The organism is Frankia sp. KB5 (assembly GCF_002099325.1).
GTDB classification, from domain to species: domain Bacteria; phylum Actinomycetota; class Actinomycetes; order Frankiales; family Frankiaceae; genus Frankia; species Frankia casuarinae.
This window is the reverse complement of the sequence record NZ_MRUJ01000042.1, coordinates 1-19,294: the sequence shown is the minus strand read 5'-3', so window position 1 is coordinate 19,294 and position 19,294 is coordinate 1. Positions and strand designations below refer to the sequence as shown.

Here is a 19,294-nt window from a genome sequence, read left to right as displayed (position 1 = left end):
GCACGTCACGTCAGGCCGACGGGAACCATCCGTCACCGTCATACGCACGTACCGACCGGCCGGGGGCCGCACCGAATCCGGCTGCGGCGCGGATGGCGCCCGCGGCCGGCCAGCTCCACTCGCCCTCCAGCCGCACGAGCCGCACCCCAGGCCCACCGAGCCAACGGGCGATGCGTTCGGTCTCCTCGACGGAGGCGCACGGGGCCGGACCGGGCCGCGGCCGCACCGTCTCGGCGCTGGCGACCGCGGCGTCGACCCAGGGCCGCGGATCGACACCGGGCGGCACGCTCGCCGCCGACACCAGCCGACCGTGACGCACTACGGCCAGATCCCAGCCGGCCTCGGCGGTCGGGGCCGCGGCGACGAGCTCGGCGACCCCGGTGAGGGCCGACAGCCGCTGGGCACGTGCGGCTGCGCGGACGAACGCGATCATCCGGTCCCGCTGGACGGCGGCCTCCTCGTAGCGCCGCTCGGCGGCCAGCCGGTCGATCCGCCGCGTCGAGGCGGCGATGACCCGGCCCGGATCGCCGGTGATGGCGGCCCGGGCGGCGGCGACGTGCCGGCCGTAGCTCGCCACGTCCTCCCGGCCGTCGCACGGCGCTCCGCATCTGCCGAGGTCGGCGAGGGTACAGGCGGACCGGCGCACGCGCGGGGACAGGCGCCCGGAGCACTGGCGCAGCGGCACCGCGGCCAGCAGCGCCTCGGCGGCGGCGTCGGCGGCGCGGACGCTGCCGAACGGCCCGAGATAGGTCGCGTCGTCACGGGCGGCGCGCACCCGTGAAAGCCGTGGGAATGGCTCGTCGGTGAGCTTGAGATACACGGAGCGCTCCGGGAAGCGGGATCGGCGGTTGTACGGCGGCTTGTACTCGGCGATCAGCCGCAGTTCCCGGACCTCGGCCTCCAGGGCGTGCGCGCATCCGATCGCGTCAACCCGCTCGGCCAGCGCCACCATCGCCGCCATCCGCGTCCGGGGCTCGCTGGCGGTGAAGTAGGTACGGACCCGGGAGCGCACCGAACGCGAGGTGCCGACATACAGGGCTCGTTCGTCGGCGTCCCGGAAGATGTAGACACCCGGGCCCGTCGGCAGGCCGTCGGCCAGATGCCGTTTGCGTCGCTGGGCCGGCGACACCCGGGAGCTGTAGTCGTGCAGGTCCTCCAGGGTGGTCACGCCCGCGTTGCCGAGCCGTTCGAACAGCCCGTGCAGCACGTCGACGGTGGCCCGGGCGTCCGCCAGCGCCCGGTGGCGGGGCTCGACCGGGCTGCGGAACAGCGAGGCCAGCGACGTGAGCCGGCAGTCGGGGCTCTCGTCTCTCGTGACCACCCGCCGGGCGATACGCAACGTGTCCAGATACTCCCAGACGGGTACCGGATAGCCGCAGAGCTCGACGGCGGCGCGCAGGAAGCCGAGGTCGAACGGGGCATTGTGGGYGACGAGAACGGCGCCGCGGGCGAACTCCAGGAAGGTAGGCAGCACCTGCGTGACCGGCGGCGCCGTCGCCACCATCACGTCGGTGATGCCGGTGAGCACCGAGACCATCGGAGGGATGCCGACGCCCGGCCGGACCAGGGTGGCCATCTCGGCGAGGATCCGGCCGCCGCGGACCCGGACCGCGCCGATCTCGGTGATCTCGTCGCGTCCCGGGGAGGTGCCCGTCGTCTCCAGGTCGAACACGACGAAGGTCACGTCCGCCAACGGACGACCGAGATCATCCAGCCTGCCCTGTCGGGGCGGCCGGGGACGGTCCGGGGCGGGATCTGGGCGCACGGCGTCACGGTAGGTCCCACCCCCGACAGTTTTGCGCCCGGGATCGTCCGCGGACCCGGATGCGAAAGCAGGTCCGCCTCGCCGCACGTCGTCATGGAGGTTCCGGGTCATGGAGGTTCCGGGTCGCGGGCCGGTGGAAAAAGACTAACGCTACCTGCTCCGTAGGGTGCCGGGTGTGCCACGGGCCGGTATTGGCCACGAAATTCTCCGCGGTTGTCCCGTTCATGGTCCCGTCGGGGCAGTCTGGTGCTTCTGTCGGGGCGTGCGCTCAAGCGTGCGGCCCACTCGGCAGGCCTGCGTGCGTCGAATGCGGAATCATGCCCAGGTGGCATGGTTCGAGACGAACGGCATTCGAGTGGCGCGGGTCGCGGTCGACTGTTTGAACGTTGACGTGATGGTGCGCTTCTGGTCCGCCGCATTGGGATACGAGGTGAGCCGGCGTGACRACGGGGCGATCCTGCGTCACCCGGCCGGCGCGGGACCCAAGCTCCTTCTCAGGCCCGGGGCGAAGCGCAATGCCGGCCGTAACCGGCTTCATCTGGATCTCTACGCCGTCGACGCGGAGCGTGTGATCGGCTGGTTGTCGACCCTCGGTGCCCGCCGGGTATCCCGGTACGACGACGACGGGGAGAGCGGATACGTTCTCAAGGATCCGGAGGGTAATGAGTTCCGGGTGATGACGGTTGGGCCAGCGGGATTTGCGCGCCCCTTCGTCTGACACCCCGGCGGGCCGGACTCCCGCGGGGCCGGACTCCCGGCGCGCCCAGCGGAAAACGTGACAGCTCGACGGCCGGGTGAACGGCCATCGGCCATCGGGTGCTGTCGTCACGTGCCGGACGACCCGGTCGATAGGGTCGCACCCATGCCGAGCGTCTTCACCCGGATCATCAACGGCGAGCTTCCCGGTCGCATCGTCTACTCCGACGAGCATGTGGTGGCGTTCCTGACGATCGCGCCGATCCGGCCGGGACACACCCTGGTTGTTCCCCGCACCGAGATCGACCACTGGATCGATCTACCCGATGACCTCCAGACCGCGCTGTGGAGCGCCGCGGCGACGGTGGGCCGCGCCATCGACGCGGCCTTCCGACCTCGGCGGGTGGCCGCGCTCGTCGCCGGGCTGGAGGTCCCGCACGTCCACGTGCATCTCCTGCCGATCGAGGACGAGACGCAGATCGACTTCAGGCTCGCCGACCACAACCCCGACTCGGCCGAGCTCGATGCCGTGGCCGAGCGGATCCGCGCCGCCCTCGGCTGAGCCGGGTACCGGTCTGGCGCGGTTCTGGCGGTTTCAGGGGTTCTGGCGGTTTCAGCGGTTCGTAGGGGTACGCGGCGGTCAGAGCTGGAACTTCGGCGGATCGACGGCGAACAGCGGTTCCCAGTTCAGGATGGCGTGCCCGGGCGGCGCATCGATGACGATGTTGCCCCGGACCCGTTGCCCGGCCTTGAGAGTCGACACCGACAGCCGTGGCGCGACGTTTTCGTAGCTGCCGTCGTACCGGGTGCCGTCGGAGGTCTGGATGTAGAAGTCGGACGGCGAGGCGGACGTCGACCCGCGGCTCACCTCGACCGTCACGTTAATGACGTAGTAGGCCCCCTGGGTGGGCGCGTCGCCGTACTGGGTCACCTTGCCGATGGTGGAGCAGACGCTGTTGAGGGTGACCCTGGCTTCGAAGTCGCTGACCGAGGAGGTGGCCCGGCCGACGGCGGTGCCGGACCCGCCGATCGTCGCGGTGCCGGCCGCCGGCGCGTGCTGTGGCGTCACCGGAACGCAGTTCGGCACTCCGTTCGGGGCGGTCGCGGTCGGGGCGGCCGCGGTCGGGGCGGTCGGGGCGGTCGCGGTCGCAGTGGTGTTCGGGAGGTCGGGCACGGTCACCGTCGGGGCCGGCGGGGAGGCGATCTCGGTGCCGTCACCGCCGCGCACCGCGAGGGCGATCACGACACCGAGCACGATGGCGGCGACCACGGCGAGGGGCACGATGATGAACAGCGGATTGGCCCGCTGCCGGGGCGGAGGCAGCGGGCTGCCCTGCTGCCAGCCGCCGGGCGGCGGGTAGCCCCCCGGGAGGTTGTGGTAAGCCCCCGGGGGGCTCTGGTAGGCGTCGGGAGCGCCCTGGTAGCCGACCGTCCCCGGGTATGGGGCACTCCCACCCTGGTAGGGCCCGGCAGCCGCGGCCGGGGGATGGTCCGGCTGTTGCCAGCCGCCCGGTTGTCCCCAGCCCTGCCGTTCGCCGGGCTGTCCCCACCCTGGCGCGGCGCCGGGGTGCTGTGGGGCGCCGGGGTGCTGTGGGGCGCCGGGGTGCTGCGGGCCGCCGGGCTGCCCGCCCCACTGCTGCCCACCCGGTTGTGGGGCGGTGCCTGGCCAGGCGAGGCGTGTCTCCTCCGAGTCGGGCTGGTTCGGCTGGCCGGGCTGGGGCGCTCCCCACGATGGGACCGGGGCCGCCGGGGGAGTAGAGGACGAACCGGAGGTGGGGGTGCTGCCGGCGTCCGCGGGCTGGTGCCAGGGATCACTCGGCTGCCTCCACGCCTCCTGGCTCCCGTCACCGCTGGGGGGCTGGTGAGGCGGGTTCTGGTCGGTCACGATGATCCTCTCAGGCGCAGCCAGGGCCGCGTTCGGAAGAAATCGAGCATAAGGGGCGCGCCTCGCGAGGCTACATAAGCCGACTTTCACCTAAGACAATGACCGCCCAGCCGTAGGCCGCGACGTACCGATCCGGCCGGTAGCGGCTGTGAGTGCCCTGAGCTCTCCCGATAAGCTGTACTGTCATCGTTCTCCCCATCGGCTCCGGAGTCCCGCGTGCCTTGCTGTCTGGCCGGTTGGACGAGCCGTTGGAGATACGGCCCRCCCAGTTTTTCCGTCGTGCGCGTGATGACGGACATTTCGTCGCCACCCTCGGGTTCGCCGCATGCGTGAGCCGCTTCCGGCGCCGGTGCGTGCGCATGTCGTCGAGTTCGCCGAGCGGACGCTGGCGGATCTTCCCGAGTCGCAGGTCCCGCCGTCGCTGGTCGCGGTGCGCCGCTTCAAGCCCTCCCGCCGTGTCCGCCAGGGGGCCGTCCCGCTGGCCGCGGYGGTGGACGGTGACGTGTTCCGCGGCCGGGTCGCCGAGTGGATCCACCGTCATCATCCCGAGCTTGTCGAAGCCGTCAGCTCGCCGGACGGACCGCCGCCCGCGGCGCCCCCCGAGAAGATCGCCGCGGTCGCGTACCTGCTGCGGGTCTCCGGCTGGCAGGAGCTGGTCCAGGTCGCCGCGGCGTCCACGTCGGAGGCGGCGGCCCGCAGCCAGGTTGACGAGGCCGGGCGGACGATACTGCGGCTCACCGAACAACTCGAGACGAGCAAGCGCATCGCCGCGGCCGAGCAGGAGGAACTGCGCGAGCAGCTGCAGGCGGCCCGGGCGGAGGCGGACGAGGCTCGCCGGCGGCTGCGCTCGTCCGCTGCCGGGATCCGGCAGGCCGAGCAGGCCACGCGGGAGGCCCTGACCGCGGCCGAGGCGGCCCGGAACGCCGCCCTGGCCGCCAGTCGGGATGCCGAGGCGGAGACCCGGCGGCTGCGCGGCCGGGTGGCGGAGCTGGAGAGCGCGCTCGCCTCCACCCGCCGGGACAGCCGCGAGTCCCGCAGCGTCGATGACGCCCGGTTGCGCGTTCTACTTGACACCCTGATCGCCTCGGCGCACGGCCTGCGACGCGAACTCGACCTCCCGACGATGGTCGCGAGGCCCGCGGATCTCATCGCTCGCGGCGGAGCCGGTCCGAGTAACGGCCCGCAGGCGTTCGTCGGGGCCCGCGGGCGGCCGGACGACGACCCCTCCCTGATCGACGAGGTGTTGGCCGTCCCCGGGGTCCATCTGATCATCGACGGGTACAACGTGACCAAGCGGGGCTACGGCCGCCTCACCCTGCAGGCCCAGCGTGAGCGGCTGCTGTCCGGACTCGGTGCGCTCGCGGGCCGCAATCCCGACAGCGAGGTCACGGTCGTCTTCGACGCCACCGCCGTCGTGGCCCGGCCGGTGGGTGTCGCCATGCCTCGGGGGGTGCGCGTGCTGTTCAGCCGGCCCGGGCAGCTCGCTGACGAGGAGATCGTCCGGCTGGCGCGGATGGAACCGGAAGGCCGCCCGGTCTTCGTCATCACCTCCGACCGGGAGGTCGCGGAGAACTGCGTCGCAGCCGGAGCCCGGGCGGTGCCCTCGGCCGCTCTGCTGGCCCGCCTCGACCGGTAGGGGATCCGCCGGGCGGGACTTTCGCCGGGCGGGACTTGTCCGCCGAGAATTGTCGGACCCTGGACTTACCGTCGGTGAAGTCGGGAGATCGGTGCTCGGATTGTTTGTCGTCGCCGACCTCCACCGGTTCGGATCCGGAAGGTGCGCACGATGCTGATCGACTGTGACTCCTGCACCGCCCGTGGTGTCAGGTGCGCCGGCTGCATGATGACCGTCCTGCTCCCGGCGTCGGGCCCGCCCGTCGGCTGGGACGCCGAGGAGCTCGAGGCATTGCGGTTGCTCGCCGACGCCGGTCTGCTGCCCCCGCTCGCCGACGTGCGGACGGCCCTGCTGGACCAGGCGCCGCGGCCGGACCAGACGCCGCGGCGTCGCCGCGCCGGCTAGCCCGCCCGGCCGGGGGATTCCGGCGCGGGCGTCGGTGGGGCCGTGGGAAAACGCGGTGGGACCGTGGGAGAATATGAGCGGATGCGCGTGCTGGCCGTCACGAACGATTTCCCGCCCCGTCCCGGCGGGATCCAGGCCTACGTGCACAACTTCGCCTCGCGGCTGCCCGAGGGCGAGATCGTCGTCTACGCCCCGGCCTGGAAGAACGCCGCCGCCTTCGACGCCGAACAGAACTTCCCGGTCGTGCGGCACACCACGTCGCTAATGCTGCCGACACCGGACGTCCTGCGCCGAGCCAGAGAGATCGCCCGGGCGGAGGGATGCGACACGATGTGGTTCGGCGCCGCGGCACCGCTCGGGCTGCTTGGAGCCCGGCTGCGCCGCGACACGGCCATGCGCAGGATGGTCGCGAGCACCCATGGTCACGAGGTCGGCTGGGCGGCGCTGCCGGGGGCGCGTCAGGCGTTGCACAGCATCGGCACCGCGGCCGACGTCATCACCTATCTGACCGACTACACCCGGGCCCGGATCCGGCCCGCCTTCGGCGGCCATCCCACCTTCGCCCGGCTGCCCAGCGGAGTCGACCCCTCGCTGTTCCATCCCGGTCACGGGCGCGAGGAGATGCGCCGGCGCCACGGGCTGACGGGCCGCCGGGTGGTGGTGTGCGTAAGCCGGCTGGTCGCCCGCAAGGGCCAGGACATGCTGATCAGGGCGCTGCCCATGGTACGGCGCCGCGTACCGGACGCCGCGCTGCTGATCGTCGGCGGCGGTCCCCGGCGGGGTGACCTTGAACGGCTCGCCCGGGAGAACGACGTCGCCGAGCATGTGATCATGACTGGTTCGGTGCCGTGGGAGGAACTGCCGGCGCACTATGCGGCGGGCGATGTGTTCGCGATGCCCTGCCGCTCCCGCCTCGCCGGCCTGGAGGTCGAGGGGCTCGGCATCGTCTTCCTCGAGGCGTCGGCGACCGGCCTGCCGGTGGTGGCCGGCCGCAGTGGGGGTTCCCCCGACGCCGTCCTGCACCAGCACACCGGCATCGTGATCGACGGTACCGATCTGGCGCAGGTCGTGACGACCATCGGTGATCTTCTTGCCGACCCCGACCGGGCGGCGTCGATGGGTGCCGCGGGGCGGGCGTGGGTCGAGCTGCGCTGGCGGTGGGACGTCCTCGCGCAGGACCTGCGCACGCTGCTCGCCGGCCCGGACGGTTAGCGCGGGGTAGCGTAGATGTCCTCCACCGCCTGGCTGAACCGGTCGAGCACCAGCGAGCGGCGCACCTTCAGGCTCGGGGTGAGCTCGCCGGTCTCCACCGTGAAGTCCTGCGGCAGGATCGCGAACTTCTTGATGCTCTCGGCATGCGACACTGTCGCGTTCGCGGCGTCGATCGCATTCTGGATCTCGGTACGCAGGCCGGCGTCGTCGATCAGGTCGGCAACCGTCGCGCCGGCCGGCTTGCCCGCCGAGGACCGCCACCGGTCGAACGCCTCGGGATCGAGCGTGACGAGGGCGGCGACGAAGGGCCGCCGGTCCCCGATCAGCATCGCCTGGCTGACCAGGGGATGGGACTGGATGATGTGCTCCAGTGGCGCCGGTGCGATGTTCTTCCCACCGGCGGTGACCAGCAGCTCCTTCTTGCGGCCGGTGATCCGCAGGAAGCCGTCGGCGTCGAGGTCGCCGAGGTCGCCGGTGTGCAGGAAGCCCTCGGCGTCGAGCGCCTCCTTCGTCGCGAGCTCGTTGTTGCGGTAGCCGCGGAACAGCAGGGGACCGCGGATGAGGATCTCCCCGTCATCGGCGATGGCGATCGTCACGCCAGGAAAGGGCTGGCCGACGGTGCCCATGCGGACGTTGCCCGGCCGGTTCGCCGCGGCCGGCGCGCTGGTCTCGGTCAGACCGTAGCCTTCGAGCACCGTGAACCCGATCCCGCGGAAGAAGTGGCCGAGGCGTTCACCCAGCGGCGCCCCGCCGCTGACCGCGTAGCGGGCCCGCCCACCGAGCGCAGCCTGGAGCTTGCCGTAGACCAGCGCGGCGAACAGCCGGTGCCGCAGCCGCAGGAGCAGGCCGGGGCCGCCGCCGTCGAGAGCCCGGCTGTAGGCGACCGCGGTGTTCTCGGCGGCGTCGAAGATCCAACCCCTGCCCTCGGCGTGCGCCTTGTGGCGTGCCCCGGCGTGCACCTTCTCGAACACCCGGGGCACGGAGAGCAGGAAGGTCGGGCGTACCTTGGCGAGATCGGGCAGCAGGGTCCGCGAGTCCGGGGTGTAGGCGAGGGTGAACGCCCCCTGGACCACGCCCACTTGGAGCATGCGGGCGAACACGTGCGCCAGCGGGAGGAACAGCAGTGTGGACGCACCGGGCGCGAACAGCTCGGGCAGCGTGGCGATGGCCGCCTCGGCGGTGAACAGCAGGGCGCGATGGGTGATCTCGCAGCCCTTCGGTTGGCCGGTGGTCCCCGAGGTGTAGATGATCGTCGCGAGGCTGTCGGCGTTGACGGACGCCCGGGCCGCCGTCAGCCGCTCCGGCGCGATGCCTGCGCCGTCCACGGCGAGACCGGCCAGCGCCCCGTGCTCGATGACGAGGACCTCCCGCAGCGCGGGGACGCCGTCGCGTATCTGTGCGACCCGCTCGGCGAGCTCGTCGTTTTCGACCACGAGAACCTCGACGCCGGCGTCCCGCAGGATCCACTCGATCTGGCCCGGGCTGGAGGTCTCGTAGATCGGCACGCAGACGGCTCCGGCCAGCCACGCCGCGTAGTCGACAATCGTCCACTCGAACCGGGTCCGGCTCGCCAGACCGACGCGGTCCCCGGGCCGCACCCCGCGGGCGATGAAGCCCCGGGCGGTGGCCACGACGTGATCGTGGAACTCGCGGACGGTCATGCCGACGAACTCGTCGTCGATCTTGTGTTGGATAAGCGTACTGTCCGGATGTGCCGCCGCGTTGCGGAACACGGCGTCCGTCAGGGTCGCATCGTCGGCGATGGTGACCAGGGGCGGGGAGGTGTACTCGCGCACTGCTACTCCTACCAGATGGCTTGTGCGCGCCGGAGGACGACGCCACGGAACAACGGAAGCACGGAACAACGGAAGAACGGAAGGCCAGGCCAGGGCATCAGACGTTAGCCTCCGGGCAGGCGGTTTGCGACCTTGCGGGGTGCAAAGGGTTCCCTTCGACGGTGTCCGGCCGGTGATCGTCGCCGGTGAGCGCGACCGCCGGGGATACGTCCTGAGATATGCCCGGGATCCGCACGGCATCCCTCATCGGCCGGATGGACCGTTCGAGTAGGGGCGACGGACCCCTGTCGGCGCCTAAGCTTCCAGCCATGCGGGTCCACGTGGTCAGCGACGTGCACGGGCGGGCGGATGCGCTGGCGGCGGCGGGCGAGGGGGCCGACGCGTTCGTGTGTCTGGGTGATCTCATCCTCTTCATCGACTACCACGATCACGGCCGGGGCATCATGGGCGACCTGTTCGGCGCCGAGGCCGTGGGTCGCATGATCGAGTTGCGTAACGCCCAGCGGTTCGACGAGGCCCGGGAATGGTCCCGGACGCTGTGGGCGAGCCTGGGCGGGGACCGTACGCAGATCGTGGAGGCGGCCATCCGCCGTCAGTACGAGGCGCTGTTCGCGGCGTTCCCGACCCCGACCTACCTGACCTTCGGCAACGTCGATCTGCCGCACCTGTATCCCGAGTACCTGCGCGACGGCGTCACCCTGCTGGACGGGCAGACCACCACGATCGGGGGGTTGCGGTTCGGCTTCGTCGGCGGGGGGCTACAGACCCCGATGCGCACCCCCTACGAGATTGACGACGACGCCTTCGCCGCCAAGGTCGCCGCGGTGGGCGAGGTCGACGTCCTGTGCTGCCACATCCCCCCGCACATCCCCGAGCTGGTCTACGACATCGAGGCACGCCGCTTCGAGCGCGGCAGTGTGGCGATCCTCGAAGCCATTCACGCGACCCGGCCGCGCTACGTGCTCTTCGGGCATGTGCACCAGCCGTTGACGGCCAGCCTGGAGATCGACGGCACACGCTGCGTGAACGTCGGACATTTCCATGCTCGGGGGACGCCCTTCGTTCTTGAGTGGTAGCCGGCCGCTCGGCCGGGCGCGCTCGGTGTTCCGGTAGCCTCAGGCGATCGGTCGGGGATTGTTCCCGGGCCCCGGAGAGATCCGGGTTGCCGGTGGGCCGGCGACGCCGTGCTCTTCAGCCGCGCTCGAAGAATGTGGAGGTGCTGTCTGCCATGGCGGACCACGCCCGATCGACGATCGTCATCAACGCCCGGCCCGCCGCGGTGATGGGGGCGATCGCCGACATCTCCGCGTATCCGACCTGGATCGGCCAGATCGAGGAGGCCGAGATCCTCGATGTGGGCCCGGACGGCCGTCCCCGGCGCGCCCGGTTTCGGATCAACGCCGTCGTCATCAAGGACGAGTTCGTCAACGAGTACACCTGGAAGGGCGATGATCAGGTCGTCTGGAGCATGGTCGAGGGCCAGGCGATGTCATCGCAGGACGGCAGCTACACCCTGCGCGACCTGGGTGACGGTAGCACCGAGGTGACCTACGACCTCACCGCCGAGACGAAGATCAAGATTCCTGGTCTGCTCCGGCGGAAGGTGCAGAGCGGCATCGTGGAGGCCGCTCTCAAGGACCTCAAGAAGTACGTCGAGAGCTGAGCGCACGTGCGGTGTGTGCTCTTCACGGGGAAGGGCGGCGGCGGTACCACCACGGTGGCGGCGGCGACCGCGATCCTCGCCGCCCAACGGGGTCACCGGACCCTCGTGCTGTCGGTCGACCCGGCCGCGGGGCTCGCCGGCGCGCTCGACCACCCGATCGGCGCCGAGCCGACCGAGCTTGAACCGGGGTTGCACGGCCAGCAGGTCGACCTGCGCCGCGCGGTCGAGACCCGGTGGCCGGCCGTACGCGAGGTGCTGGCGGGCACCTGGCCGGCCATCAACGTCGATCCGTTCGACCTGGAGGAGTTGGCCTTCCTGCCGGGGGCCGTCGAGACCCTGACGCTGCTCGAACTGCGCGACGGTCTCACCAGCGAGAACTACGACCTGGTGGTGGTCGACGGAGGCCCGGCGGCGGCGCTGGTGCGGCTGCTGGCCTTTCCCGAGACGCTGTCGTGGTACTGCCGCCGGCTGCTGCCGCCCGACGGTGCCTTCGCGCGCTGGCTGCGACCCGGTTTCGGCTGGGCGGCGGCGCTCGGCGGGCGGTGGAGCGCGCTGGCGGCCCCCGCCTACGACACCGTCTCCCGCCTGCACCGGGCGGCGGTCGACCTGCGCGCGATCCTCACCGACCACGCCACCACCAGCGTCCGGCTGGTGGCGACCCCCGAGAGCTCGGCGCTCGCCGCGGCCCGCGGCAGCTTTACGGCGCTGTCGCTGCACGGGTTCACTCTGGACGGCGTCGTCGTCAACCGGATCTTTCCGCCGGCGAACGCGGACGCCTGGCGGGCGGGGTGGGCCGCCGTTCACCGCGAGCAGCTCGCCGACATCACCGCGGCCTTCATGCCCACCCCGGTCCTCCCGGTCGGCTACCGGGCGGGCGAACCGATCGGCCTGGAGGAGCTGGCCGCTTTCGGCGCGGCGACCTACGGTGAGCTCGATCCGGGGAGTGTTCTCGGGGAGCCGCTCATCGGCCCGAGCGGCCAGCCGCGGGTGGAACGCACCGAGGACGGGTTCGCGCTGTCCTTCGGCCTGCCGTTCGTCGACAGTTCCCAGATCGATCTGGCCCGGCTGGGTGATGACCTGGTGGTGACCGTGGGGTCGTACCGGCGGGCTGTTCCGCTGCCCGCGGCGTTGCGTCGCTGCGACGTGAGCACCGCCCGGCTGCGTGACGACCGGCTGGTCGTCTCGTTCGTTCCGGACCCGCGGCAGTGGGTGCGGGTATGACCACGCAGCGGTCCACCCCGGGCCGGCCCGCCGGCGCTGGGCCCGACTTCACCACGCCTCCCCCCGGCACGCCTCCCCCCGACCCGTCCGCGTTGCCCGGCCGCGGGTCGCTCGCGGTCGAAGCCGCCCTGCTCGCTGACGCCCTGCGGGACTGGGCCGCCTCGCATCTGCCCCCCGGTCCCGCCGGGCATCCCGGTCCCGCCGCATCGTCGGCGGCGGGACCCGCTGCCGACGATGCGGCGGCGATGCCCGATCCCCAGGCGGATCCGGCGCCGGGACCCGCGGATCACACCTGGCCCTGCGCCGTGTGCCCACTGTGCCGGCTCCTGTCGAGCCTCGCTGGCGACCGCCCCGAGGTGGTTGGCCATCTCCTCGCGGCGGCCGGATCCCTGACCGCGGCGTTCCGCGCCGCCCTCGGTGCCGGTGGGGAGGGCGCTCCCGGGCCCGCCACGCCGCGACGGCGCGAGACGGCGCGCCCCGCATCCGGAGATCATCCATGGCCGGGGGACACCACCGGCACCCAACCAGCCACCGCGCTTAGACCCCGCGTGCAGAGGATCGATATCACGTGAGCATCGCTACTCCTGATAGTTCGAAGAACCTGGATATTCCGGGCAGCTTGACGGTTCCGCGCGCCGAGCGTGCCGGCGCGGCCCCCGGCCCGTTGCCGGCGGAGAACCGGATGGAGGGCCTGACGATCGGCATCGACGTTGGCGGGACGAAGGTCGCCGCCGGCGTCGTGGACGGTGCGGGGACGATCATCACTTCCCTGCGTCGGCCCACCCCGGRCCATTCGGCCGCCGAGGTCGCGGACACCATCGCCAGCGTCGTCGCGGAGCTCAGTGCCGACCACGCCGTGCGCGCGGTCGGCATCGGCGCGGCCGGGTGGGTCGACTCGGACCGGTCCCGCGTCCTGTTCGCACCGAACCTCGCCTGGCGCGACGAACCCCTGCGCGACGAGGTCGGGGGGCGCATCGGCCTGCCCGTCGTCGTGGAGAACGACGCCAACGCGATGGCCTGGGCGGAGTACCGTTTCGGGGCCGGCCGTGGCCGGCGTGACCTCGTCTGCCTGACGGTGGGAACCGGCATCGGCAGCGGCATCGTCCTGGGCGGTGAGCTCTACCGGGGCGCGTCCGGTATCGGCGCCGAGATGGGTCACATGCGGGTGGTACCCGACGGGTATCCGTGCGGTTGTGGTAACAGAGGGTGTTGGGAACAGTATGCGAGCGGGCGAGCGCTGGTCCGGCTGGCGAAGAACATCGCCACCGTGGATCCGAGTGCGGCCGTGCCCATGCTGGAGCATTGCGGCGGTGGCGTCGACGCGCTGACCGGCCCGGACGTCACCGAGGCGGCGCGCAAGGGGGACCCGGCGGCGATCAGGTGCTTCACCGAGATCGGCCACTGGCTCGGCGAGGGCATGGCGACGCTGGTCGCCGCGCTCGACCCGAACCGCTTCGTCATCGGCGGCGGCGTCTCCGACGCCGGCGAGCTGCTGCTCGGCCCGGCCCGGCAGAGCCTCCTGGCCGCTATGCCCGGGCGGGATTACCGTTCCGAGCCGGACATCGTCATCGCCGAGCTCGGATCCCAAGCGGGCCTCGTAGGCGCGGCCGACCTCGCCCGGTTCTGACCCGACCCCCACGGCGATCCCAGGAGGGTCGCCGAAGGCGATTCGGCGGAGACCCCGTACGGCGCCCTGTGACAGGGGTCCCCGCGTCGCGGCGAAGCCGCTACGCGGGGGAGGCCCGGTAGTCGGGTACCAGTTCGGCGGCGAGTTCCTCGAGGAACAGCCCGGTGTCGGCGACGACGCCGACCGCGTGCGCGCTGGTGCGTTCGATGAGGGCGTGCACCGTCGAGGGGTTGACGTCCACGCAGGCCACCGGGACCGAGGCCGGCAGGATGTTGCCGGTGGCCACGGAGTGCTGGGCGCTGGCGATCATGAGGGCGAACGCCACCCCCCGTAGCGCGGCGCGCATCGCCCGCTGGCCTGCCAGGACGTCGGTGTGGACGTCGGGCARCGGGCCTTCGTCGCGGACCGATCCGACGAGCACGAAGGTCTTGTTGGCCTTGAYCATCGCGTGCATGATCCCCTGGGTGAGCACGCCGGACTCCACGGCGGCCCGGATGGATCCCTCCCGGCGGATCGTGTTGACCGCGCGGATGTGCTGCTCGCTGCCGCGCTGCACCCGGCCGCTGCGCAGCGGCCCGAGCCCCAGCGGCGATCCGTAGAGGGCAGCCTCCACGTCGAGTGTCGCCAGCGCGTTGCCGGCGAACAGCACGTCGACATAGCCAGCCCCGACGAGGGCGACCAGCGCCGRCCCGGCTCCGGTACTCACCACCGCCTGACCCGCCACCCAGAGCACCTGCGAGCCCTCGGCCTTCACCTCGCGGATCTGGCGGGCGATCGCCCGGACCAGGACCGCCTGCGGCTGGGTGGAGCTCGGCAGCGGGGCGGCCAGGGATTCGTACTCCTCGTAGATCCGGCTGGAATGGGCGGTGACCGGCAGGACGACCTTCACCCCGTCCACGCCGCACACGATCATGTCTCCCGCGCGCACGTCGGTGACCGGTACCGTTCGCACCCGGCCGTGCGAGACCACCAGGCCGCAGTCCATCTCGGGATGCTCCACCGGCACCCACTGGCCGTCGAGGTGGACAACGGTCTCCAGATTGGTGGTGGAGTAGAAGTCCGGGGGGAAGACGCCGTCGCGGTCGGCCGGCTCGCACCGGGCCGTGCCAGACTCGATCTTGTTCACGCCGTGGACCTGGATCCGCATCAGAATGCGCATGAGCTGACTCGGTGAGTCGGCCCCCACCGTGATGACCGCGTGGGACTCGTCATCGTGGCTGCGCCCCAGGTCGATACGAACGACCCGATAGTCACCGCCATAGTCCAGCACGTCATCGAGAACCCGGGCCAGCACGCCCGTATCCATGAGATGTCCGTGGACTTCGACCTTTTCGTGATATTGCACGCCCCACGCCCTTCCATCTCGGTGCCGGTACGACGGCTGCCACGCCGCGCTCAGACCACCGCGCCGTCGTCGGGGCCGTCGAAGTCCGTGGGCGGACGGTCTCCCATCCGCGCGACCAGCGTGCCGACCCCGCCGAGGATCAGCAGAACCCCGGCGACGTTCTGGGTTCGGGACTGGTTGAAGTCGATCAGGTCCGGAACGACGAGGAACATCACACCGAGGGCGATCGAACCGAGCGCCCAGCGTGTCACGGGCCTGATCCGTGGCAGCGGTGGCGGGGGTGGCGGCTCGTAGTGCTCGCCGTCCGGGTCCGGATCCGGATCCAGATCCGGGTCGTCCAGACCCTCCGGGAGCTGGCCGGAACCCGACAGATCGCCGAGGTCGACGACGAGGTCCTCGGTGCCGCCGCGTCCCCGTCGGCCGCCCTCGCCGCCCGCGGACGGGAACGGCAACTGGTCGAGCCCGGGTTCGGTCCGGTCCTCCGACACGGGCGGAGCAGCCGGCTCGAACGGCGGACGTAGGATGATCACAGTGGGGCGGCGGGTGTCGTCCAGATCCTCCGCAGCCGGCCACCGGTGGGATTCGGGCTCCTCGTCGAAGCGCGCGATGAGTTCGAAGAACGCGGCGTCGTCGGCTTTCTGGGAGCGCGGGGAGGGCCGCGGTGCGTCGCCCCCCGCGGTTGTCGCGGATCCGTCGCTGTCGCCGTCGAGACCGCCGCCACCCCGGCCGGCCGTGGGCGCGGCACCGGGCGTGGATCCGCCGCCGGTCGGCTCCTCGCGGTTCGCGGAGGTGCCACCGCCACCGGCGGGGGCGCCGCCCGGCCCGCCGAGGGGAGCCCCCTCGGGCGCGGCGCCGTCCGCCGGCGAGGGCCGGTGCTCGCCGGGTCCTGAACCCGGTGACCGCTCAGTCATCGCCGCAGGGCGCGTCGGGCACGAGCGCGCGTGGCGCGTGCCGCCGGACGAATTCCAGACTTCCGTCGAAGATCGTTTCTCGGTCGTTGTCGAGCGTCGCGACGTGGTAACTGTTCTCCAACAGTCGTTCTTCGGCCGGGGCGCGCAGCCCGGCCAGCAGAATCGCGCCGGAGCTGGCTTCCACCACATGGTCGACGACGCTGCGGTAGGTGAGGACCGGACAGACGATCCGACCGAGCTCCGGCCGGGTCACCGCCCACAGTTGGCGCAGCGACGCGAACGGGCGCAGGGGTACCCGGTCGTAACCGACCTCGGGCACGCCCTCGGCCTTCACGTCGCCAGCCACGCCAGGCACGGCGGGGATCACCCGGCTCAGCAGCGGGGCGAACGCCGCGTRCCACCGGTCGGTGGTGAGGCTGGGATTCACCGTGACGAGGYCGGCGAGGTCCCCGCCGTGCTGCTCGGCCAGCCGCAGGGCCAGGGTCCCGCCCATCGACAGCCCCATGACGAAGACCTGCTCGCAGGTGGTCCGCAGCCGCAGAAACGCGGTCTCCGCCGTAGCGTACCAGTCCGGCCAGGTAGTGGGCACCATGTCCTGCCAGCGGGTGCCATGGCCGGGCAGCAGCGGGCACGAGACTGTCAGTCCGACTGCGGAGAGGTACTCGCCCCAGGGCCGCATGCTGCCCGGGGAGCCGGTGAACCCGTGGACCAGCAGCACGCCGACCGACCCACCCTCGAACTCGAACGGTTCCGCGCCCGGGAGGACGGCCGCACCGGTGACACYCGCCATCGTGATCCGCCCTTCGTGCCTCGCGCGCCCGCCCGTATGCCGCGATGCGGGTCCGGCGACGCGCGGAGGGAAAACGCCGGTAAACGCATGCTCGCACGGTCCGCGGGCTGAGGCCACGGTCGTGCGTGTCTCACTCGCTGCGCAACATCGCTGCGCAACATCGCTGCGCAGAAGCCGCCGGACGGAAAGTCTCCGCCTGATGATATCGGTGATGGGTGGCCACGCGCGCGGGACATCGGGATCGAGGCGCGGTCCGCGGGGGGTTGGGGGCCCGCCGTCAGGTTTCCTGGCCGGCACCGGAGAATGACACGCCGAGCGGGGTAGACCCCGTTCGGTGGACGTCGTGATGACCTCTCCTTAGGCTCGAACAAGCCCATCATCCTGGCGACCCGGCCCTGGGCGACCCGGCGCGGTGGGGTCGCAAGGATCGTCGGGGTCTCCGTGGCGGACCCCGACGAGGCCGCGGGTCGTGGACCGGCGGCGTGCGCCCCGGTGCCCGACCGGCCGGTCGGTTCGTGGGAGGTTCGGGCCAGGTGTGATCGGCGTCGGCGGATGAAGACGGGCGACTGGCCACGGGCGCCCCCGGCGGGCCGTCGTCGTGCGGCGGTGACCAGGTGGGAGCTGTCTTGTTCTACTGGGTGGTCAAGGTATTCCTGACACCTGTCCTGCGACTGTTCTGGCGTCCCTGGGTCGAGGGGGCGGAGAACATCCCCCTGGAGGGGCCCGCGATCCTCGCCGGCAACCATCTCTCCTTCCTGGACCACCTCTTCCTGTCGCTGGTCGTCCCCCGCCGTGTCACCTACCTGGCGAAGAGCGACTACTTCACCGAGGCGGGCGTCAAGGGGTGGTTCAAGCGGGTGTTCTTCAGCGGCGTCGGCCAGATCCCGATCGATCGCAGCGGCGGCAAGGCGAGCGAGGGCGCGTTGCGCTCGGGGGTCCGGGTGCTCCGCCAGGGCCGCCTGCTCGGGATCTATCCGGAGGGCACCCGATCCCCGGACGGCCGGCTCTACCGCGGCAAGGTCGGTGTCGCGCGCTTGGCGCTGGAGGCCGGGGTCCCGGTCATCCCCGTGGCGATGATCGGGACTTTCGAGGTTCAGCCGCCGGGCCAGCTGGTGCCGAAGATCCGTCGGGTCGGCATCCGCATCGGCCGCCCGCTCGACTTCAGCCGCTACGCGGCCATGGCAGATGATCGTTTCGTCCTGCGCTCGGTCACCGACGAGATCATGTACGAGCTGATGGCCCTGTCCGGCCAGGAGTACGTGGACCTGTACGCGAAGCGGGCCAAGGAGGAGCTCGCGGCCGCCCGGGCACAGGCGGCTGCCGGGGCGGCCGCGGCGTCTACTGGCACGGCATCGGTCTCCCCGGCGTCCACCGGCACAGCGCCGGGTTCCCCTGGGGCGGCGACGCCGGCTCGGTCTCCGGATCAGCTCGGGCTGCCGGTCACGGCGCCGGCGAACCCACGTGCCACCAAAGACCGGATCGACCGGGCGGTCTGACCCGTTTGCGGTGGGCACGGCAGGATGGTCCGGTGTGTGGTGACAGCGTTCCTGGCTGGACGGCGATCGGTCGGCGTCGCGGCGGCTTCGAACATCCCCGGCGATTCCCGGGACGGCGTCCACTTCTGGTCGCGCTCGGCCTGATCGTCGGCTGCCTCGCGGGAACGGGCCCGGTGCCCGGGGCCTCGGCGGCCGGTTCCCCCGCTGGACCCGCCGCACCTGCTGGACCCGTTGGACCGTCCGTGGGCGCTGCCCCGGCCGATACGATCGGTCGCTCGGGAACGTATCTTACGGACAGTGATCGCCGGGTGGTCGTCCTGCATGGAATCACGGTGCCGGCCGGGGTGACGCCCACCGCCGGGGACATCGACACCTGGGTCGGCTTCGGATTTACCGGGGTGCGCCTGGCGGTCCCGATGGCCAGCGGCGGCCGCTTCCCGGCGACCTCCGGTGGGCCGGTCCTCGACGGTGCCGGCGCGGCGACCACGCCCGCCGACCCCGGACTCGACCAGGCCGCCGCCCTCACCCGCATGTTCACCGACCGCGGGTTGCGGGTCACGCTGCGGATCGTGCCCTCCTCGGCGGGCTACGTGCCCTCCGTCGCCGGCCTCGCCGCGGGGCTCGAACGGTTGGCGACGCGGTTCCGCGATGTGCCGGGCCTGCTCGGCTACGAGGTGCCCGATGGTGGTGGCGGCGGTGCGGGTCTCGTTGCGGCGGTGGCCGCGCATGACGGCGCGCACCTGCTGTGGCGGGAGCGGCCTGCCCCGTTCGACGCCGCATCGACGGTGGCGGTCAATGATCCGACCGGATACCTGGTCGGCTGGAAGGACGGGTCGGCGGTCAGTGTCCGCGGTCTCGTCGCCTCCG

17 protein-coding genes and 1 pseudogene are annotated in these 19,294 nt (G+C 71.9%); 12 read left to right on the top strand and 6 right to left on the bottom strand.

The annotated features are described in order from the left end of the window. Nucleotides 1-10 precede the first annotated feature (10 nt). A complete protein-coding gene (locus KBI5_RS05050) occupies nt 11-1,765 on the bottom strand; it encodes a DEDD exonuclease domain-containing protein (RefSeq protein WP_085014446.1) in 1,755 nt (584 codons plus the stop codon). Between the two features lie 307 nt (nt 1,766-2,072). Between KBI5_RS05050 and KBI5_RS05045 the strand changes: the two genes are divergently transcribed. Next, the gene (locus KBI5_RS05045; RefSeq protein ID WP_085014442.1) at nt 2,073-2,483 is read left to right on the top strand and encodes a VOC family protein; all 411 of its coding nucleotides are present in this window, start codon (nt 2,073-2,075) and stop codon (nt 2,481-2,483) included. 144 nt (nt 2,484-2,627) lie between these two features. Further along, on the top strand, nt 2,628-3,023 hold the full coding sequence (locus tag KBI5_RS05040; RefSeq protein WP_011437487.1) for an HIT family protein: 396 nt from the start codon (nt 2,628-2,630) through the stop codon (nt 3,021-3,023). Nucleotides 3,024-3,101: 78 nt separating this feature from the next. Here the strand turns inward: KBI5_RS05040 and KBI5_RS05035 are convergent, their stop codons facing one another. Beyond that, nucleotides 3,102-4,346: a DUF4352 domain-containing protein gene (locus KBI5_RS05035; RefSeq protein WP_085014441.1), complete on the bottom strand. Its 1,245-nt coding sequence runs from the start codon at nt 4,344-4,346 to the stop codon at nt 3,102-3,104. A 325-nt stretch (nt 4,347-4,671) separates the two neighbouring features. Here KBI5_RS05035 and KBI5_RS05030 point away from each other — a divergent pair, with 325 nt between their 5' ends. From KBI5_RS05030 to KBI5_RS05020, 3 genes are all read left to right on the top strand, one after another. Continuing rightward, nucleotides 4,672-5,982 (top strand): NYN domain-containing protein, encoded by a 1,311-nt coding sequence (locus KBI5_RS05030; RefSeq protein WP_085014440.1) that lies wholly within the window; start codon nt 4,672-4,674, stop codon nt 5,980-5,982. A gap of 150 nt (nt 5,983-6,132) precedes the next feature. Then, a complete protein-coding gene (locus KBI5_RS05025) occupies nt 6,133-6,366 on the top strand; it encodes a hypothetical protein (protein WP_011437484.1) in 234 nt (77 codons plus the stop codon). A gap of 81 nt (nt 6,367-6,447) precedes the next feature. Then, nucleotides 6,448-7,578, top strand: a complete 1,131-nt coding sequence (locus KBI5_RS05020) for a glycosyltransferase family 4 protein (protein WP_011437483.1) — start codon at nt 6,448-6,450, stop codon at nt 7,576-7,578. On the opposite strand, the gene KBI5_RS05015 is transcribed toward KBI5_RS05020, so the two are convergent. Then, nucleotides 7,575-9,374 carry a long-chain fatty acid--CoA ligase gene (locus KBI5_RS05015; RefSeq protein WP_011437482.1) on the bottom strand — a complete coding sequence of 600 codons (1,800 nt, stop codon included), beginning with the start codon at nt 9,372-9,374 and terminating at the stop codon, nt 7,575-7,577. The two genes, KBI5_RS05020 and KBI5_RS05015, sit on opposite strands and share 4 nt — an antisense overlap. A 308-nt stretch (nt 9,375-9,682) precedes the next feature. Between KBI5_RS05015 and KBI5_RS05010 the strand changes: the two genes are divergently transcribed. The 5 genes from KBI5_RS05010 to KBI5_RS04990 all read left to right on the top strand — a co-directional run bounded on the left by KBI5_RS05010 (nt 9,683) and on the right by KBI5_RS04990 (nt 13,885). Then, complete coding sequence (locus KBI5_RS05010) at nt 9,683-10,450, top strand: metallophosphoesterase (RefSeq protein ID WP_023841261.1); 768 nt, start codon at nt 9,683-9,685, stop codon at nt 10,448-10,450. A gap of 152 nt (nt 10,451-10,602) precedes the next feature. Beyond that, nucleotides 10,603-11,037, top strand: coding sequence for an SRPBCC family protein (locus tag KBI5_RS05005; RefSeq protein WP_011437480.1), 435 nt, complete (start codon nt 10,603-10,605; stop codon nt 11,035-11,037). A 15-nt stretch (nt 11,038-11,052) separates the two neighbouring features. After that, nucleotides 11,053-12,258, top strand: a complete 1,206-nt coding sequence (locus KBI5_RS05000; RefSeq protein WP_277870082.1) for an ArsA family ATPase — start codon at nt 11,053-11,055, stop codon at nt 12,256-12,258. Further along, nucleotides 12,255-12,830 (top strand): hypothetical protein, encoded by a 576-nt coding sequence (locus KBI5_RS04995; protein ID WP_011437478.1) that lies wholly within the window; start codon nt 12,255-12,257, stop codon nt 12,828-12,830. Before KBI5_RS05000 ends, KBI5_RS04995 begins: the two co-directional genes overlap by 4 nt. Continuing rightward, nucleotides 12,827-13,885, top strand: a complete 1,059-nt coding sequence (locus KBI5_RS04990; RefSeq protein WP_085014439.1) for an ROK family glucokinase — start codon at nt 12,827-12,829, stop codon at nt 13,883-13,885. Before KBI5_RS04995 ends, KBI5_RS04990 begins: the two co-directional genes overlap by 4 nt. 100 nt (nt 13,886-13,985) lie before the next feature. Here the strand turns inward: KBI5_RS04990 and KBI5_RS04985 are convergent, their stop codons facing one another. Genes KBI5_RS04985 through KBI5_RS04975 form a run of 3 tightly spaced genes read right to left on the bottom strand, consistent with a single transcriptional unit; the run spans nt 13,986 to nt 16,931 of the window. Continuing rightward, nucleotides 13,986-15,230, bottom strand: coding sequence for a hypothetical protein (locus tag KBI5_RS04985; RefSeq protein ID WP_085014438.1), 1,245 nt, complete (start codon nt 15,228-15,230; stop codon nt 13,986-13,988). A gap of 50 nt (nt 15,231-15,280) precedes the next feature. Next, nucleotides 15,281-16,141 carry a hypothetical protein gene (locus KBI5_RS26130; protein WP_051623728.1) on the bottom strand — a complete coding sequence of 287 codons (861 nt, stop codon included), beginning with the start codon at nt 16,139-16,141 and terminating at the stop codon, nt 15,281-15,283. Next, nucleotides 16,134-16,931, bottom strand: coding sequence for an alpha/beta fold hydrolase (locus KBI5_RS04975; RefSeq protein WP_085014437.1), 798 nt, complete (start codon nt 16,929-16,931; stop codon nt 16,134-16,136). The genes KBI5_RS26130 and KBI5_RS04975 overlap by 8 nt, the downstream gene beginning before the upstream one ends. A gap of 626 nt (nt 16,932-17,557) precedes the next feature. Here KBI5_RS04975 and KBI5_RS04970 point away from each other — a divergent pair. Together KBI5_RS04970 and KBI5_RS04965 are read left to right on the top strand one after the other, a co-directional pair. After that, the gene (locus KBI5_RS04970; protein ID WP_035731772.1) at nt 17,558-18,427 is read left to right on the top strand and encodes a lysophospholipid acyltransferase family protein; all 870 of its coding nucleotides are present in this window, start codon (nt 17,558-17,560) and stop codon (nt 18,425-18,427) included. A gap of 308 nt (nt 18,428-18,735) precedes the next feature. Next, a pseudogene (locus tag KBI5_RS04965) lies at nt 18,736-19,294 on the top strand (hypothetical protein); the annotation flags it as partial.

Bases quoted from the DNA above. Each gene is read 5' to 3' on its own strand.
- KBI5_RS05010 (WP_023841261.1), top strand. From the start codon at position 9,683: ATGCGGGTCCACGTGGTCAGCGACGTGCACGGGCGGGCGGATGCGCTG.
- KBI5_RS05005 (WP_011437480.1), top strand. From the start codon at position 10,603: ATGGCGGACCACGCCCGATCGACGATCGTCATCAACGCCCGGCCCGCC.
- KBI5_RS05025 (WP_011437484.1), top strand. From the start codon at position 6,133: ATGCTGATCGACTGTGACTCCTGCACCGCCCGTGGTGTCAGGTGCGCC.
- KBI5_RS26130 (WP_051623728.1), bottom strand. From the start codon at position 16,141: ATGACTGAGCGGTCACCGGGTTCAGGACCCGGCGAGCACCGGCCCTCG.
- KBI5_RS05040 (WP_011437487.1), top strand. From the start codon at position 2,628: ATGCCGAGCGTCTTCACCCGGATCATCAACGGCGAGCTTCCCGGTCGC.
- KBI5_RS04995 (WP_011437478.1), top strand. From the start codon at position 12,255: ATGACCACGCAGCGGTCCACCCCGGGCCGGCCCGCCGGCGCTGGGCCC.
- KBI5_RS05020 (WP_011437483.1), top strand. From the start codon at position 6,448: ATGCGCGTGCTGGCCGTCACGAACGATTTCCCGCCCCGTCCCGGCGGG.